General features: G+C 35.8%; 17 protein-coding genes. 11 read left to right on the top strand and 6 right to left on the bottom strand.

Going from position 1 to position 17,650, the window contains the following annotated elements; all coding sequences use genetic code 11:
• Positions 1 to 105: 105 nt before the first annotated feature.
• A complete protein-coding gene (locus UGRO018_RS02565; protein ID WP_416324983.1) occupies positions 106 to 324 on the bottom strand; it encodes a MazG nucleotide pyrophosphohydrolase domain-containing protein in 219 nt (72 codons plus the stop codon).
• 346 nt (positions 325 to 670) lie between these two features.
• Here UGRO018_RS02565 and UGRO018_RS02560 point away from each other — a divergent pair, with 346 nt between their 5' ends.
• Positions 671 to 1,504 carry a cyclophilin-like fold protein gene (locus UGRO018_RS02560; RefSeq protein WP_416324887.1) on the top strand — a complete coding sequence of 278 codons (834 nt, stop codon included), beginning with the start codon at positions 671 to 673 and terminating at the stop codon, positions 1,502 to 1,504.
• A gap of 37 nt (positions 1,505 to 1,541) precedes the next feature.
• Here UGRO018_RS02560 and UGRO018_RS02555 read toward each other — a convergent pair whose 3' ends face one another.
• Positions 1,542 to 2,426, bottom strand: a complete 885-nt coding sequence (locus tag UGRO018_RS02555) for a LysR family transcriptional regulator (RefSeq protein WP_416324886.1) — start codon at positions 2,424 to 2,426, stop codon at positions 1,542 to 1,544.
• 223 nt (positions 2,427 to 2,649) lie between these two features.
• Between UGRO018_RS02555 and UGRO018_RS02550 the strand changes: the two genes are divergently transcribed.
• From UGRO018_RS02550 to ilvN, 4 genes are all read left to right on the top strand, one after another.
• Positions 2,650 to 3,198 (top strand): flavodoxin family protein, encoded by a 549-nt coding sequence (locus tag UGRO018_RS02550; RefSeq protein WP_416324885.1) that lies wholly within the window; start codon positions 2,650 to 2,652, stop codon positions 3,196 to 3,198.
• Positions 3,199 to 3,697: 499 nt separating this feature from the next.
• The gene (locus UGRO018_RS02545; protein WP_416324884.1) at positions 3,698 to 4,363 is read left to right on the top strand and encodes a YczE/YyaS/YitT family protein; all 666 of its coding nucleotides are present in this window, start codon (positions 3,698 to 3,700) and stop codon (positions 4,361 to 4,363) included.
• A gap of 208 nt (positions 4,364 to 4,571) precedes the next feature.
• Complete coding sequence (gene ilvB / locus UGRO018_RS02540) at positions 4,572 to 6,293, top strand: biosynthetic-type acetolactate synthase large subunit (protein WP_416324883.1); 1,722 nt, start codon at positions 4,572 to 4,574, stop codon at positions 6,291 to 6,293.
• A 28-nt stretch (positions 6,294 to 6,321) separates the two neighbouring features.
• Positions 6,322 to 6,834: an acetolactate synthase small subunit gene (gene ilvN, locus UGRO018_RS02535; RefSeq protein WP_416324882.1), complete on the top strand. Its 513-nt coding sequence runs from the start codon at positions 6,322 to 6,324 to the stop codon at positions 6,832 to 6,834.
• A gap of 99 nt (positions 6,835 to 6,933) precedes the next feature.
• On the opposite strand, the gene UGRO018_RS02530 is transcribed toward ilvN, so the two are convergent.
• Positions 6,934 to 7,818 carry a LysR family transcriptional regulator gene (locus UGRO018_RS02530; RefSeq protein ID WP_416324881.1) on the bottom strand — a complete coding sequence of 295 codons (885 nt, stop codon included), beginning with the start codon at positions 7,816 to 7,818 and terminating at the stop codon, positions 6,934 to 6,936.
• Between the two features lie 140 nt (positions 7,819 to 7,958).
• Here UGRO018_RS02530 and UGRO018_RS02525 point away from each other — a divergent pair, with 140 nt between their 5' ends.
• The 6 genes from UGRO018_RS02525 to UGRO018_RS02500 all read left to right on the top strand — a co-directional run bounded on the left by UGRO018_RS02525 (position 7,959) and on the right by UGRO018_RS02500 (position 12,989).
• Positions 7,959 to 8,192, top strand: coding sequence for a hypothetical protein (locus tag UGRO018_RS02525; protein ID WP_416324880.1), 234 nt, complete (start codon positions 7,959 to 7,961; stop codon positions 8,190 to 8,192).
• A gap of 11 nt (positions 8,193 to 8,203) precedes the next feature.
• Positions 8,204 to 9,376, top strand: a complete 1,173-nt coding sequence (locus UGRO018_RS02520; RefSeq protein WP_416324879.1) for an iron-containing alcohol dehydrogenase — start codon at positions 8,204 to 8,206, stop codon at positions 9,374 to 9,376.
• A gap of 17 nt (positions 9,377 to 9,393) precedes the next feature.
• A complete protein-coding gene (locus UGRO018_RS02515) occupies positions 9,394 to 9,969 on the top strand; it encodes a DapH/DapD/GlmU-related protein (protein WP_416324878.1) in 576 nt (191 codons plus the stop codon).
• Positions 9,966 to 10,496, top strand: a complete 531-nt coding sequence (locus UGRO018_RS02510; RefSeq protein WP_416324877.1) for a flavodoxin family protein — start codon at positions 9,966 to 9,968, stop codon at positions 10,494 to 10,496. Before UGRO018_RS02515 ends, UGRO018_RS02510 begins: the two co-directional genes overlap by 4 nt.
• 20 nt (positions 10,497 to 10,516) lie before the next feature.
• Positions 10,517 to 11,968, top strand: coding sequence for an aldo/keto reductase (locus UGRO018_RS02505; RefSeq protein ID WP_416324876.1), 1,452 nt, complete (start codon positions 10,517 to 10,519; stop codon positions 11,966 to 11,968).
• 136 nt (positions 11,969 to 12,104) lie between these two features.
• On the top strand, positions 12,105 to 12,989 hold the full coding sequence (locus UGRO018_RS02500; RefSeq protein WP_416324875.1) for a MurR/RpiR family transcriptional regulator: 885 nt from the start codon (positions 12,105 to 12,107) through the stop codon (positions 12,987 to 12,989).
• A 288-nt stretch (positions 12,990 to 13,277) separates the two neighbouring features.
• On the opposite strand, the gene UGRO018_RS02495 is transcribed toward UGRO018_RS02500, so the two are convergent.
• The 3 genes from UGRO018_RS02495 to licT all read right to left on the bottom strand — a co-directional run bounded on the left by UGRO018_RS02495 (position 13,278) and on the right by licT (position 17,507).
• On the bottom strand, positions 13,278 to 15,128 hold the full coding sequence (locus UGRO018_RS02495; protein ID WP_416324874.1) for a beta-glucoside-specific PTS transporter subunit IIABC: 1,851 nt from the start codon (positions 15,126 to 15,128) through the stop codon (positions 13,278 to 13,280).
• A 9-nt stretch (positions 15,129 to 15,137) separates the two neighbouring features.
• The gene (locus UGRO018_RS02490) at positions 15,138 to 16,574 is read right to left on the bottom strand and encodes a glycoside hydrolase family 1 protein (RefSeq protein WP_416324873.1); all 1,437 of its coding nucleotides are present in this window, start codon (positions 16,572 to 16,574) and stop codon (positions 15,138 to 15,140) included.
• A 90-nt stretch (positions 16,575 to 16,664) separates the two neighbouring features.
• Complete coding sequence (gene licT, locus UGRO018_RS02485) at positions 16,665 to 17,507, bottom strand: BglG family transcription antiterminator LicT (protein WP_416324872.1); 843 nt, start codon at positions 17,505 to 17,507, stop codon at positions 16,665 to 16,667.
• Positions 17,508 to 17,650 lie beyond the last annotated feature (143 nt).

Genomic DNA, 17,650 nt, shown 5'->3' with positions numbered 1-17,650 from the left:
GCTTCTTTTTTTGGATATATAAAAATGGTACAATATGAGAAAACGAGCATAAATGAAAATTCATTGATTCTGGGTTATAATTACCATCTTGTTAAATATAGAAGATTACGTATTTGAACCAATATTTCCTTTGAGTTCATTACGTTGCTTATACTTATTTAATGCAAAATTCAGAGCTTCTTCTGCATCTATATTCATTTCACAACATAAGGCTAGAATAGAGAATAAACAATCTCCCATTTCTTCTATGCTAGTTGTATTCGTAATAACTTTTTTATTTCCATACTCCGTAGCTTTTAGTATTTCTTTTCCTAATTCACCTATTTCACTTACTAAATCAATATATCATATTTTTTCATTATGATTAACTGAGTAATCATTAACAAACGTTCTAACTTTATCTTGCATCAAAATAACCTCCTAGTAAATTAAGTTGTATGATTTAGCATGACACAACTAAAATAACACTTTCTTATACATGATATATGTAATTTACTTATATGTAAATAAGAATTTAATTGATATCAATAGATATAAGTAATCGCTTTTAATTACTGATGTTCGTGTTACTATAACATCTATGCTTTTCGGTTATAAAACAACATACAAACTAAGTATTTGATAGTAGGATATTTGGATTCTATAATGAAAAAGAGAGAGGAGGATGTCTATGAAAAAGTTAAGATTCTTGTATATGGTCTTGTTTCTATTATCCATATGTAGTGGGTGTGATAAGTCCATGCCGGAAAAACAAAAGATTGAAAGCAGTAAGCAAGTCATCATAGAAGGAAATCAAAATCAAATTATGATATTAGAATTAAATAATTCACCAGCAGCAAAATCATTTTATGATCAATTACCATTAACGATCGAAGTTGAAAATTATGGAGATAATGAAAAAATATTATATCCACCTGAAAAGCTAGATATAAAGGACACTCCTTTTTCAAAGGGAGCGATCGATACGATTGCCTATTATGAGCCTTGGGGAGATGTGGTTTTGTTTTATGGTGAAAGTGAAGCCGCAGATGGTTTATATGAATTAGGTGAAGTGATATCAGGAAGAGATCATATATCACAACTCAATGGAACTATCTCAATCGAAAAAGTAGATGCAATCAAACAAAATGAAGAGGGAGAGCACATGAGAAAAATACAGCTTAGCATTGGTGAACAAAGAGTCACCGCAAGTTTATATGATAATGAAACAGTACAAGCTTTATTAAAAAGATTTCCCATGACAGTGATGATGAAGGAATTACATGGAAATGAAAAATATTATGAATTTTCTGAAGGGTTACCCCAATCACAACAACATGTTTCCCAAATCCATACAGGAGATTTATATTTATATAATGATGACTGTCTAGTCTTGTTTTATAAAGATTTCGTTACAACTTTTCCTTATACAAAATTAGGGAAGATCGATGATCCAACAGGGCTTGAACAGGCTTTAGGAAAAACAGATGTAACCGTGACTTTTGAATTATTAAATACAAAATAAAAACATAGGATTTTTATGAGTTCCTACGTTTTTGGTATCATGATGATAAAATCTGTTGCATTTGTACTAAATATTTTTCTGCGGCCTTAGAAAATACCTGATATTTTTTCCAAACAAAGAACATAGTAGTCGGTAATTGAGGAGATAGCGGTTTAAAACACAAAGAGCTATTACCGCTCACATTAATAATGTGATCTAAAGCGAAGGCATACCCGATACCCGCTTCTACCATGATGGAAGCATTATACAAAAGATTATAAGATGCAATCAAAGTTACTTCTGATGCATCCTTTTTTAACCATTGAAAGATTTCGTTTTCATTATGTTGGGTGTTACGATTACAAATTAAGGGTTTATCCCATAAATCCTCTGGTGTTATGACTTCTTTATTTGCTAGTGGAGAATCTCTTCTCATCAAAATACCATAGGTATCCTTATGAGGAAGTTCTAAATATTCATATTTTGATTTATCGATGGTTCCAAACAACAAACCGAAATCAATCAATCCTTTATCAAGATCTTCCAAAACATCCTTGGTATCCCCACTGGCGATATGAATGCGAATATTCGGATAATTCATCTGGAGTTGTTTTGCGCCATCTGCCAATAGATGAACTGCATGGCTTTCACCTGCGCCAATATAAATATCTCCTTCACTGATATCATCACTTATTGCGATTTCATCCTCTGTTTTTTTCACAAGATTTAAAATCTCTTCGGAGCGTTTGCGAAGGATCATTCCTTCTTCTGTAAGTGTGATTTTACGATTTCCTCGAATGAACAGCTGCTTTCCAAGCTCTTCCTCCATGTCCTTGATTTGTCTGGATAATGTGGGTTGAGAAATATGTAAAAATTCCGCAGCTTTGGAAATGCTTTGTTCTCGTGCAATTGCCAGAAAATATTGCAAGACTCTTAGTTCCATGAACATCGCCTCCTATAGTTGCATTATAACAAAATCTACTATGCTTGTAAAACATAGGAAGCTATTTAATAAAAGCATTTGTATAGAAGAAATGCAGATGCTAGAATACAAGTGTTCTTTGTGAAAGATAAGCTTTGACACTGTATAAGAAAACAAGTATGTACTGATATGATACATATTCTGATAGAAGTGTTGAAACAGAAAAATTTAGAGGAGGATAAAAATGAGTAAACGAGTATTGGTTATTTCCACAAGCCCAAGAGAAATGGGAAATTCATATGGATTGGCTGAGGCATTTGCGAAAGGCGCAAAAGAGGCAGGTAATGAGGTAACGCTTATTTCACTATCTGAGAAAACACTGTCTTTTTGTAAAGGATGTTTGGCATGTCAAGTGAAGAAAGACGGACATTGTATCCAACATGATGATCTAGACGTTATCGTTTCTAACATGGCGAAAGCAGAGGTGATTGCATTTGCGACACCAATTTATTTTTATTCAATGTGTGCACAGATGAAAACCCTTTTAGATAGAAGCAATCCTTTATATCCGATAGACTATCAATTTAGAGATATCTATTTAATGACTTCTGCAGCAGATGAAGAAAAGAGTGCTATGGATGTTGCTATTCAAGGTCTACAAGGATGGATCGATTGCTTTGATAAGGCTAGTTTAAAAGGCGTGGTTTACGGTACAGCTTTGGATACGAAAAAAGAACTATTGAATCATCCTGAACTATGCAAAGAAGCTTTTGATATGGGAAACCAAGTTTAAGATAAAAAGATGATATGAAATATAACGTCATTATCTTTATACTTATATCATCTATTTTGCGCTTTTCTTTATGAGAGAATGATAACTTTTGCTTGGGGATTGGTAAGAGTAGCCGAGAATATCAATCAATATCGGATTACTAGTACAGTGAACAGTGAGCCGGAATTTGGAAATGGATGATTCCTAGCAGCTACCAATTTAGGTACGACGATCAAGACTACACTTTATGGACTTTTTATTCAAGTGAGAGGTATAGATTCTATAATGTTAGGTGGTATTTTACATCTTACCATGAGTTTTCTATGTATTTAATATGTATTAGGAAGGTTCAAAAGAGTAGTACTAGTTCTTTATCAAAAAGAAGTTATATCATCTTAAAGCTATGAATCCTAAGCTAGTTTATGCCTATTTGGCATGGAAAAGAATACAGGATAGGTATTAGACATAGTTAAATATCGAGGGTACAATGAATTCATAACAAAGAAGAGGAGTGTTGTTTATGAAGATGTGGATACGTATTCTATTATATTTATTTGGGCTATTTTTGATTACGATTGGTATCAATTTGTCTATTATATCTGCTTTGGGCATATCACCGGTATCGGCGTTTACCTATCCGCTTAGTGAGGCATCTCAAATATCTTTAGGTACGATTACAGTCAGTACTTATACCATACTCGTATTGATTCAATGGATCTTATTAAAAGATCAATTTAAGAAAAAAGATTTATTACAAATACCTTTTAGTATATGTTTTGGTTTCTTTGTGGATTTCACCGGTCATATGCTTCAATTCTTACAGCCGGATGCTTATATAAGTAGACTGTTTGTGATGCTGATAGGAGTTGTGATCTGTGCAATCGGGGCAACCATATATATTACGATGGATATTGTTCCCAATGCACCAGAAGGATTCAATTTGGCAGTTGCGCAAAGATTTCAGTTATCTTTTTCAAAAAGTAAGATTTTATCTGATTGTATGTTTATTTCCGTTGGAGCAATCATATCACTTGTTTCCTTTGGCGGTATCATTGCGATAAGAGAGGGTACCTTGATTTCAGCAATTTTGACAGGGAAACTTATCGGTATGTTTTCCAAAAAGATGGAACCTATGTTAAAGAAGCTTGCATTTGAAGAGATGATTATGGAAGAAAGACTAGCCTAATCAAGATAGCATTTTAATAGAGATGCTATTTTTTTGTTTTATGATGATGCAGATCACAAGGATATGTAAAAATGATAGATAAAAGGCAAAATAAATGTAATTTTATGCAAAAAAATGTGGGAGCGATTACATTTCTATGCAATTAAGGTGTTTTAATCCAAGGAAGATTGTGTTACAGTATAAGAAATAAAACTTGGGAGGTATGCTTATGAAAAAAATCAGTGGAAACAAATTATTGGTAAAAGCACTTCAGGAAGAGGGTGTGGATACTATTTTTGCTTATCCGGGAGCATGTACGATAGATATCAGTGATGAGCTATATAAGCAGAATTGTATGAAAATTATTTTACCACGTCAGGAAATTGCATTGGTACATGAAGCAGATGCGTATGCACGTTCGACAGGTAAGGTTGGTGTGTGTCTTGTGACAAGCGGACCTGGGGCAACCAATCTTGTTACAGGCATTGCGACAGCTTATTACGACAGTGTTCCATTGGTATGTTTTACAGGACAGGTCGCAAGAAATCTTATCGGAAATGATGCGTTTCAAGAGGTAGATATTGTTGGAATCACACGTAGTATTACAAAATATGGCGTTACTGTAAGAAATAGAGAGGATTTGGGACGTATCATCAAAGAGGCATTCTATATTGCTTCTAGTGGAAGACCCGGTCCAGTATTGATCGATTTACCGAAGGATGTTATGGGTGAGCTTGGAGATGCGAATTATCCGGATAAGGTAAATATTCGTGGATATAAGCCTTATACCGGGGTACATATCGGACAGTTGAAAAGAGCAATCAAAATGCTTCAAAAAGCAAAACGACCATTGTTTCTTGTCGGAGGTGGTGTGAATATCGCTCATGCCAATGAGGATTTCACTCAATTAGCAGAAAAAACAAATGTGCCAGTCATTACAACAATTATGGGAAGAGGAGCGATACCGACAACTCATCCGCTTTATATCGGAAATATTGGTATGCATGGCTCTTATGCTTGTAATATGGCTGTAAATGAATGTGATTTATTATTTTCCATCGGTACCAGATTCAATGATCGTATTACCGGGAAACTACATTCTTTTGCGCCTAATGCAAATATTGTTCATATTGATATAGACACCGCAGCGATTTCTAAAAATATTAAAGTAGATATACCGATCGTAGCTGATGCAAAGGAAGCAATTGATAAGATGCTGGAATATGTTGATGAATGCAACACTTCAAAATGGCAAGAGCAAATCAATGAATGGAAACAAGAACATCCTTTGATGATGAAAAAGAAATCCGATTTAACACCTCAGGATATCATTGAAACGATCAATCGGTTATTTGAAGAAGCTATCGTTGTAACCGATGTCGGTCAGCATCAGATGTTTACAGCACAATTTTTGGAAATTACACATAAGAAACGTTTGTTGATGTCAGGTGGATTAGGAACCATGGGTTATGGACTTCCTGGTGCCATTGGCGCAAAAATAGGAAATCCGGATACGCCTGTGATTTCGATTTCAGGAGATGGCGGTATGCAAATGAATATTCAGGAAATAGCAACTGCGGTATTAGAAGAACTTCCTATTATCTCCTGTATTTTCAACAATAATAATTTAGGTATGGTAAGACAATGGCAAAAACTGTTCTATGGAAAACGCTATGCAATGACTTGTCTTCGTTCTGGTGCCGCATGTCGAAATCGTTGTGGCGAAGTATCCTGTCCTGAATATACTCCTGATTTTGTGAAATTGGCAGAAAGCTATGGCGCAAAAGGTATTCGAGTTAGTAAAAAGGAAGAAATAGAACCGGCATTTCGTGAAGCGATGAACAGTAAAAAAACACCGGTCATCATTGAATTTTTGATCAATCCCGAAGATTTGGTTTATCCTATGATACAACCAAATGGAACACTGAAGGATATGATCATGGATTGTTAGCATATTATAAGAGAGGTGCGTGAATATCATGAATGGAAATGGTATGAAAAAAAGATGGATATCACTGTATGTAGAAAATCAAGTAGGTGTATTATCGAAAATATCAGGTTTGTTCTCTGGAAAGTCCTATAATCTTGATAGTTTGACTGTAGGAACCACTGAGGATGAAACCATATCTAGAATGACCATCGCTACGGTTAGTGATGATGAAACATTCGAACAGATCAAAAAACAGCTGAATCGATTGGTTGAAGTAATCAAAGTGATTGATTTTACAGATATCTTTGTACGAATGAAAGAAATTTTATATGTAAAAGTACAAAACTGTACTTTAGAAGAAAAAACCGAGCTATTTCAAATTGCGCAAACATTCAAAGCAAAGGTCATTGATTATGGTAGAGATAGTTTGTTGTTGGAATTTGTACAAACAGCTACCAAAAATGATGCTGTCATCAAATTAATGAAAGAAGAATTTAAGACGATTGAGGTTGTACGAGGTGGAAGTGTAGGAATCGAATCCATCAGTATGATGGAACGATAAAAGAAATAAGGTTGTACGAGGCAATATGGATGCTACAGGTACAACCTTTTTTTTGTCAAATTTATTTCTTTATAAACGCTAAACAACAACGCTATATCGTTACTGTGTTTGTTTTAACTCATTTTTCATCTCATTGATCAATAATTCAGCAATTGGTGTAAATACCTGGTATTTTTTCCAAATGATATACATTTTAGTTTCTAGGGTCGGATATAATTGACGAAAAGTCAAGGAACTATCCATACCGGTATCGATTAATTTATCAAAGGTCAGCATATAGCCAGCCCCCTCTTTCACCAATATAGACCCATTATAGGCAAGGTTGATCGTACCAGATAAATTTAAACGGTCTATATATTCGCCACACCACCTAGGAATATCCACTTTCATAGCTTGAGCTGAGCATATCAGAGGAAGACCTATGATATCTTGAATTTCAATCTTTTTCTTGAGTGCTAAAGGGTCATCTTTTTTCATAACAAGTCCCCATACATTTGTTTCAGGTACTTCGATATAGTTATACTTTGATAAATTAGGAGGCTCTACGATTACCGCAAAATCAATGAGTCCTCTATCAAGGCGTTCGATCACTTGTTCAGTATTTCCACTTGTTAAATGATAGTGAAATAGGGGATAATTCTCTCTGAATTTTTTTATGATGCGAGCCAGGTATTTAATTTGATGAGATTCTGCACACCCAATATGTACTTCTCCACCTGTTACTGTATCAAGAGCCCCAAATTCATCCATTGTTTTATCAATCATATCCAAAATATCCTCGGTGCGTTTTCGAAGTAGCATTCCCTCATCAGTAAGGATCAGACCTACACTTGCACGACGAAATAATTTCTTTCCAAGCTCTATTTCTAGCTCTTTCATTTGCTTTGATAATGTGGGCTGTGACACATGTAGCGTTTCTGAGGCTCTTGACATGTTGCCGGTTCTGGCGATTTCCAAAAAGTAACGAAGAACACGTATTTCCATATGACATCTCCTTGATCTATTCTACAGTATACTCAGTATAACAATCACCATTATTCTCGTCAAGAATAATGTGATATGAATTATAGGTATTAGACATAATGCGTTTTGGAAAATATAATCAAAGTGTAGGAGGTGAAAGAGTGGCAGAAGCAACAGATAGACAAGGTATGATATATCAAAACTTAAAAGATGCGGGCTGTGATGAAGCACTTATTCTAAAATGCATGTTTTTTGTGAAAAAGGGAAATGCACAAGATATGTTGCCATTACTTAAAAACTATAAGTATGAATTACTCGGTAAAGTTCGAAAAGAGCAAGAACAAATCGATTGTCTAGATTTTTTAGTTTATAAATTACAAAAAGAAACCATATAGGAGGACTGTTTATGATAAACTTTAATTTTAATAATCCAACAAATCTTTATTTTGGCAGAGGAATGCTGAATCAATTGAGTGAGTTATCAATGCCGGGAAAGAAGGCAATTGTACTTACCTCAAATGGAAAATCAACAAAGGTAAACGGAACGCTTGATCGTACCCTTGAACAACTTAAAAAAGCAAACATAGAAGCAGTAGTATTTGATAAGATTATGGAAAATCCTATTCGTGAGATCGTCATGGAAGGTGCTGCCTTTGCGAAAGAAAATCATTGTGATTTCATTGTTGCTCTTGGTGGTGGTGCCGTACTTGACAGCTCAGTGGCAATTTCAGCAATGGCGACTAATGATGGGGATCTTTGGGACTATGTTGTTGGAGGCACAGGGAAAGCATTGCCATTAAAAGAAGCAGGACTTCCAATCGTAACGATTACAACAACAGCAGGAACGGGTTCTGAAATAAATTGTTGGGGTGTCATCTCTAATTTAGAAACAAAAGAAAAAATAGGTTTTGGTAATCCTATTCTTACGCCTGTAATGGCATTGGTGGATCCAGAACTTATGGTTACGATACCATCTAAATACACTGCTTATCAAGGATTTGATGCATTGTTTCACAACACAGAGGTAATGATGTCCAAAGGTATTAATCTTTTAAGTGAAACAATTGCTCTTTCTGCGATTGAAAATATCGCAAAATACCTGCCTCGTGCTGTTAAAGATGGCAAGGATATAGAGGCAAGAGAGCACATTGCTTATGGTAGCACGATGGCAGGTATGGCGATGCAATTGACCTCAACGACTGCACAGCACAGTATGGAACATGCAATGAGCGCATATCACCATAATTTACCTCATGGTGCAGGACTAATCATGATTTCAAAAGCATTTGCTGATTATTTTATTGAAAAACATGCTTGTGATGATCAGTTTGTTAAGATGGCAAAAGCAATGGGAATAAAAGATGCCAATAAACCAGAAGATTTTATTACTGCACTTGTTTCATTACAGGAAGCATGCGGTGTTGCAGATTTAAAAATGAGTGATTATGGAATTGAAAAATCAGAGTGTATGACTTTAGCGATCAATGCCAGGGAAACCATGGGTGGATTGTTCCTTGCCAATCCTTGTGAATTAAATGATGAGGATTGTGCAGCTATTTTTGAAAAATCATACAGATAGTTGAGGAACTGTTTTATATGACAACACAAGAAGTTTTAGACTATTTAAAAAAAGGTCAGGTAGTGAGCAGAGGATCAAAAATGTATGAAATCATGCATCAACTTGCAACAGAAGCAATGCAGATCACATCAGAAATAAACAATGGATATCATGATATGGATGAAATTCAGACACTATTTTCTAAACTGATAGGAAAACCTGTACCTAAATCATTTTCCTTGTTTCCACCTTTTTATACTGAATGTGGAAAGAACATCTTTATTGGAGAAAATGTCTTCATTAACTGTTGCTGTCACTTTCAAGATCATGGTGGTATCTATATTGATGACAATACTTTGATTGGATCCAATGTGGTAATGGCCACGATTAATCATGGTCATGATCCAAGTGAAAGAACAGATAATCGTCCTGCTCCTATTCATATTGGAAAGGGCGTTTGGATTGGCGCACATGTTACCTTACTACCAGGGATAAGTATTGGCGATAATGCAATCATTGCAGCAGGAGCAGTCGTTTCAAAAGACGTGCCAGCAAATAGGATAGTTGGTGGAGTGCCAGCAAAGATATTGAAGACAATTGGAGGAAAATCATGAACATTTTAGTGCTGAATGGAAGTCCAAGTCCCAATGGAAATACGAAAGTGATGATAACAGCATTTCAGGAAGGTGCAGAATTATCAGGACATAAAGTAACGGTGATAGATGTATGCAGGAAAAAAATCAAAGGCTGTCTAGCCTGTGAATACTGTCATACAAAAGGAAATGGTACTTGTGTTCAAAAAGACGATATGCAGGAAATTTATCATCTTTTAACAGAAACAGAGATGCTTGTGATAGCTTCACCAATTTACTATCACGGTATATCTGGACAATTGAAGTGTGTGATCGACCGCTTTTATTCTGTTGCTTATCCGAAAAAACCACCACTTCTTAAGAAAGTTGCGATGATTTTAAGCTCTGGTGATGATGCTATGTATGAAGGAGCATTATTCTCTTTTAAAGGGGATTTTATTGACTACCTAGGTTTAGAAGATATGGGCGTGTTTACAGCCTATGGTGAACAGAATGGCTCAATGGAAAAATTGAAGGAATTAAAAGATTTTGGATTATCTTTGCGATAAAAAGATAAGGAGTGGATACAATGATGAAACGAGCAATCACGATATGTATGATTTTTATTACACTGTTAACTCTAACTGCTTGCGACAACAAATCAGAACAATCAGATAATGCTTCAAAAGCCCAAGTTTCAACAAATGAGAAAGGAAATGGGACAGTGACAAATAAAACATTAGTTGTGTATTTTTCTGCTACAGGAACAACCAAACATCTAGCAGAATATGCAAAAGAAATCCTGAATGCAGATATTTATGAAATCGTGCCAAAACAGCCATATACAGAAGAAGATCTTGCTTACTATACAGATGGACGTGCGGATAAAGAACAAAATGATAAGGATGTACGTCCTGCTATATCAGGGAATATCAAGAATATGGAACAATATGACACGATCCTTCTGGGCTATCCTATTTGGCATGGACAGGCGCCAAGAATCATAAGCACTTTTCTTGAAAGCTACGATTTTTCAGAAAAAACGATATTACCATTCTGCACTTCTCAGAGTAGTGATATAGGATCAAGTGATCATGAACTTCATTTTCTTGCAGACCATGCAACTTGGTTGGATGGACAACGTTTCTCTTCTAATACAACTAAAGAAGAAATCGCAACTTGGCTTGAAACTAACGGATTGCGTAAGACTTCAACGAAACAAATCGGCAAATTTGATTTTGATGAACGAACTGTACTCTTGAATAGTGGTTATGAAATGCCGATTCTAGGAATAGGAACTTACAGCCTTTCAGATGAAGACTGCTATCATTCGGTAATGACTCATTTGAATCATGGCGGACGTTTAGTTGATACCGCATATATGTATCATAACGAAGCATCAGTAGGTAGAGCCGTTAGAGAATCTGATGTGCCTAGAGAAGAAATCTTCGTTACCACAAAGCTATATCCTAATCAGTTTTTAAATGCAACAAGTGCAATTGATGAAGCTTTAGAACGTATGGGTCTTGATTATATTGATATGATGCTTTTACATCATCCTGGGGACCATGATGTTGATGCATATAAGGCAATGGAACAAGCTGTAAAAGATGGCAAGATCCATTCGATAGGCTTATCTAATTGGTATGTGGAAGAATTAGAAAACTTTTTGCCACAGGTTGATATTACACCTGCTCTTATACAAAACGAAATCCATCCATATTATCAGGAAAATGAAGTCATCCCCTATATTCAAAATCTTGGAATCGTTGTACAAGGTTGGTATCCACTAGGAGGTAGAGGACATACTGCTGAACTATTGGGGGATGATACGATTTCTGCGATTGCCAAGGCTCATAGTGTTTCTTCAGCACAAGTGATATTACGGTGGAATTTACAGAAAGGTGTTATTGTTATACCGGGCTCTAGCGATTCCAAACATATCAAAGAAAATCTTGATATATTCAAATTTTCATTGACCGAAAAAGAAATGAAACAAATTCGAGATCTTGATCGTAATGAAAAACATGATTGGTATTAAATTGTTCTGATTTTATATAAGGAAAAACATAGATGACGGTCATACTCAAGAAATAGATTTATACAGTTTTTTTCCAATTCGAATGATTTCATATTGCCTATACTGTATAATGAAGATAATGAGAGGAAGGATCTTTATGTATCTGTTTCAGAAAATAGAGGAATTGATGATGACACATCATGACGCAAGACATGCAGTTGGAGAATTTGTCATGCAACAACAAGCAAATCTTTATCATTATACAATTACAGAAATAGCGGAATACACTTATACTTCGAAAGCAACGGTTACTCGATTTGCAAAGACGTTAGGCTTTGACGGTTGGAAGGACTTTATGAAAGCATTCATCGCAGAGGTTAAGTATCAACAGACACATCAAGGCGATGTAGATGTAAATTATCCGTTTAAAGAAGGAGATTCCACAAGAGATCTGATCAATAAAATGAAAAAACTTCAAATCGAAAGTATTCAGGATACCGCAGATCTTATGGAGGATGAACAGATAGAAAAAGCGACACAATATTTATTAAAGGCAAATCATATTGTGATTTTCGGATTAAGTCCCAATATTTATTTAGGAGAACTTTTTCGCAGGAAGCTTGTGACGATAGGGAAACAGGTAGATATCGCAAGATCCGGAGAATCCGGTATTATGTCGAAAACACTAGGTCCAGATGATTGTGCTATGATCATATCTTATTCAGGAAATAATGAAAATGCAGATCCGATTTCTCATGTAAAAACACTTGCAGCTCAAGGCGTGCCACTGATAGGTATTACCGGTGGTGGAGATAATTTTATACGTCAGCATACGGATTGTGTTTTGACAATATCCTCAAAAGAACGTCTATATACAAAGATATCAAATTTTGCGACAGAAGAATCCATTTCATTTATTTTAAATGTATTGTTTTCTTGTTATTTTGTTCAAAATTATCAGGAAAACTGTTTCTTTAAGATACAAAATGCAAAAATATTAGAACAAGCTAGAACTACAACGCTAAAAGGAATACAAGAATAAAATATTCGATCCATACTTGATAATAATCATCTATTTATCCGTTATGAGATAATTACCGATTATGTTCTCAACGATACCATACTTTTCATTTTATTGAAGTAAGATGATTTAATGTATGATTAAATGCAAGCTTATCTTGTACGTATGATAAAAAATGGCTGAAAATAAGACCAAACAATCTCTTACAAATGGTATGATAGTATGCTTGTTACAAAATATTACAAAAAGAAGACAATGTAGGGACACTGTCTTCTTTTCTATAGTAGTATGTAAAATGATGTATCAATATTACAAACTCTGATTATTCATAACCACGCTTGTTGTATCCAGCATTTTTGTTTCTGTCTGTACAGCAATTTCAGGGAACTCACTGGCATTCGTCAGAATAACAGGCGTAGTCAGATCATACCCTTCCTTTCGTAATGCTTCCAAGTCGAATACACTTAACAGATCTCCTTTATGCACAAAATCGCCTTCTTTTACCTTAACATCAAAGTATTTACCATCCAGGTTGACTGTTTCAATACCAATATGTATCATAATTTCCATACCAGATACTGATCGTATTGCCATGGCGTGTTTCGTTCGGAATATCATGATAATTTCTCCATCAACAGGAGCATAAACGTGTCCATCTTCCGGCAATACGGCAAATCCTTTTCCCATTGCGCCACTGGAGAATGTCATATCCTGTACATCTTCTAAAGGTACATAGCGGCCATGGATTGGTGAGTAGATGCTTTCTTCTTTATCTGTAGCCACTGGTTTGTCTTGTTTTGTTGGTTCAGATAAGCCTTTACACTTACTGAATAATGTAAGTACCAATGCCAGTATAAATGCAATTAGCAAACCGACGATAATTGCGATCATTGGACTGATATCACCATCCGGTGCAATGTATGTTGGCAAAATCAAAATATTCGGAGCTGAGAAGGAATATGTTCTTGCGCCTAACAGAACTGCAACACAGCCAGCAATCGCACTTGCACACATACTGCAGTATAATGGTTTCTTTAACTTAAGCTGAACCCCATATAATCCAGGTTCAGTAACTCCAAAAACACTGGATATCATTGTGGATAATGCAAATGCTCTACCATCCTTTTCTTTCGTTTTTATAACGACAGCAAGGATACTTCCGGCAGTTGCTAAATTAGAAATTAATGCAAATGGAAGCCAGAAGTTATCAAATCCATTGGTAGCAATACTTTGAATTGCTGCAGGCATAAATGCATAATGCATACCTGTCATAATGATCAAAGGGTTAGCGCCTCCCAGAATAAATCCAGCAACTGGGCCTGCTTTATCAAACAGCCAGATCAGTCCTGCAGACAGCCAATTTCCAATATAGAATCCCATTGGTGCCAATAACATCAACAGAAATGGTACGGTAATTAAAATCGCAAGCATCGGCGTTAGAATAAAACGGAATATATTAGGAATCACACGCTCCAAAAAGCGGTAGATTATACTAAATAGATAAATACCTAAGATAATCGGAATCACTGAGGAGCTATATGATAGATAGGGTATCGGAAGACCAAAAATCATCATTGGCTCTAACCCTTGCGCTGCTCCATTGATCAAGGTAGGATATAGCAGAATACCGGCAACCGTTACACCTAAAAACTCATTGGTATTAAACTTTCTTGAAGCGGAGACTGCGATTAAAAATGGTAGGAAGTAGAATGCTGCATCACTTACCATATAGAGAAGTTGATATAGGTCACTTGTTTCCGTAGCAATACCGGCAAGGGTAAGAATGGAAAGCAGGCATTTTAACATACCGGCGCCAATGATTGCAGGAAGGATTGGCGTAAAAATTGCCGAAATCGTCTCTATCAGTGTGCTGATGACATTTCCTTTTTCTTTTTTTACTGGTTCCTTTGGTTTAACATCCAGAAGTGGCATCAATTCTCCCAGAACCTCTTCTACATCATTACCGATGATAATCTGGAATTGTCCATTTTTCTCCTGTGTACCCATAACATGAGGAAGCTTTTGAATATGCTCTACCTGTACTTTTCCCATATCCACCATATTAAAGCGTAATCTTGTTGTACAGCACCATGCGTTTTGAATATTTTCTTTACCCCCACATTCTCTAACAATATCTTTTACTAATGTAGTATATTTCATAATGACCTCCTATAATTCCTCACCATTTGATGCAATTACTTTTTTATACCAAGCAAAGGAATCTTTGCGGATTCGTTTTTTGCTTCCATTGCCTAAATTATCTTGATCTACATAAATGAAGCCATAGCGTTTTTCCATTTCTTGAGTAGAGGCACTAACCAGATCGATCGGACCCCAAGAACAATAGGCAAATACGTCAACGCCATCTTTGATACATTCTTTCAGTTGTTCGATATGTGCCTTTAGATATGCAATGCGGTAATCATCATGAATGCATCCATCTTCTATTTTATCATACTGTCCAAATCCGTTTTCCGCAATCATGATCGGTTTCTGGTAGCGATCCCAGTATTGAGAAATACAGTGATACAATCCTTTCGGATCGATATTCCAGCCCCATGGATTTGTTTTCAGATATGGATTTTTTACAGATCCGATATAATCATCCTGCAAAGCATCATAGGAAACCATTTGTGAGAAGTAATACGATACTGCAAGAAAGTCTAGAGTATTTTCTTTTAATAGAATCTCTTCTGCCTCACTGATATCAATACAATAGTTATGATCCATGAAATAACGAAGGATATATTGAGGATATGATCCTCTGAAGGCAACATCGCTCATATAATAGCTCATACGATTATGGTGAAGCGCCAGAACTGCATCCTCAGGTTTGCCACTTTCCGGATATGCTGTTAAATCTGCAAGCATGGTTCCGATCTTCACCTGTCCATAATGTTCTTTTGCATATTGTTTCACCATCGCTGTCGCAACCATCTGGTTATGAATTCCCTGATACGCCGCTTCTTCATAATTATCCATACTGTCAATGCAGATTCCCAGAGAATTAAATGGTTCAATATGGAATAAATTGATCTGGTTGATTGCAATCCAGTAGGTGACACGATCCCCATAACGGTCAAGTAGTGTTTTCCCATATTGATAAAATAAGTCGATGACTTTTTTATGATTCCATCCTCCGTAAGTTTGCGTGATCCCAATTGGTATCTCATAATGGAGCATGGAAACGATTGGTTCCATACCATTGGCAATTACCTCATTGATAAAATCATCATAGAATTGCAAGCCTTTCTCGTTTGGCTCTGCATCATCCCCGTTTGGGAAAATACGACACCAATTGATTGAAAATCGTAGTGTTTTGAATCCCATTTCTTTTAGATATTTTAAATCTTCCTTGTATGTATGATAGAAGTCAATTCCATAACGCTTTGGATAATATCCATCTTTGTCCTGCAGTGCAAAGGCTACTTCTTCTTTTGTCATATGAGAACTATGGAGCGATGATGTATCTTTCTCTGGATGATATGCGAATAAATCACATATCCCGATTCCTTTTCCATCTTCCTGCCATGCTCCTTCAATCTGGCTTGCGGCGATTGCGCCACCCCATAAAAAATCATCTTTAAATGTATCTATTTTTTTCATAATGTCCTCCTAGTATAAAATAAAATACCTAAACGAAACCGCAAAAATGCAGTTATGTTTAGGTATCGCCTGATTTCAGTAACAATCCTTTTAATTTTCTTCATACCCTGTCATACGCTGGATATGGACCATCAAATAAAATCTTTCGTCTTCACCAATTTCTTTCTGATACTGGCGTTGGATAAATGCTTCAATTTTTTCTACACATCCATATGCACGGCTCCATTTCTCTTTTAGATGAGTGAATACGGATAACTCGTTATGCTCAAGTTTCTCATTTGCGATTACACGCTGAGCAAAAAATCTCATATGGACTAAAAATCTCTGATAAGATACCGAATTTTTATCCAGTTCCATCGCATAATGATATTCAATAATGCGGATGATCTGTTTGATCATTTTTGGTGTCTTGATCGTTTCAGATAAAGGTAGGCTCTCTTGCTGGGCATTTACAAAATGAAGTGCAATATAAGCTGCCTCATCCTTTTTTAACGGTTTTCCTGTATATTCCAAAATCGTGTTCAGAGCCGATAATGCTGCTTTAAATTCTTGCGGATATATTTGTTCGATATCCCATAAAAGTGGGTTTGTCAATTCTGTCTGTTCATCATAACGTTTCAAAGCATAACGGATATGGTCAGCTAGAGCAAGATATAGATAGTCACTAAATACGGTATTGAGTGCAACAGAGGCATCTTCTAATATTTTATTAATGATCTGTATCTCGGTTTCACTCATATCTGTCAGTGCATGAACGAACTGTTCTGGAAAATCATGTTTCTCTATCACGAAGGTCTTTTCAATCTTACTTTCATCGACCAAATCTCCCGGTCTGCATGAGAACGCTAAACCATTTCCCATCAACACTACTTCCTGCCCCTTGTCATCTACAGACATTAAAACGTTATTGTTAAATTTTTTATTGACAATCATCTATTCGCACCAGCTCTCCTTATGTAAAAGAAAAATGCAGCCTATACGAAAACAAATAAATTAGCTAAACACTTTTCTATTTGATTAGGTATCGCCTGCATTCGCAGTAACAATCCAACTGTAAACGTTTACACGTATATAGT

Source organism: Hoskinsella mucinilytica, assembly GCF_045223415.1.
GTDB lineage: Bacteria > Bacillota_I > Bacilli_A > Erysipelotrichales > Erysipelotrichaceae > Hoskinsella > Hoskinsella mucinilytica.
The sequence above is the reverse complement of the archived record's forward strand: the minus strand, read 5'-3'. Positions and strand labels throughout refer to the sequence as shown.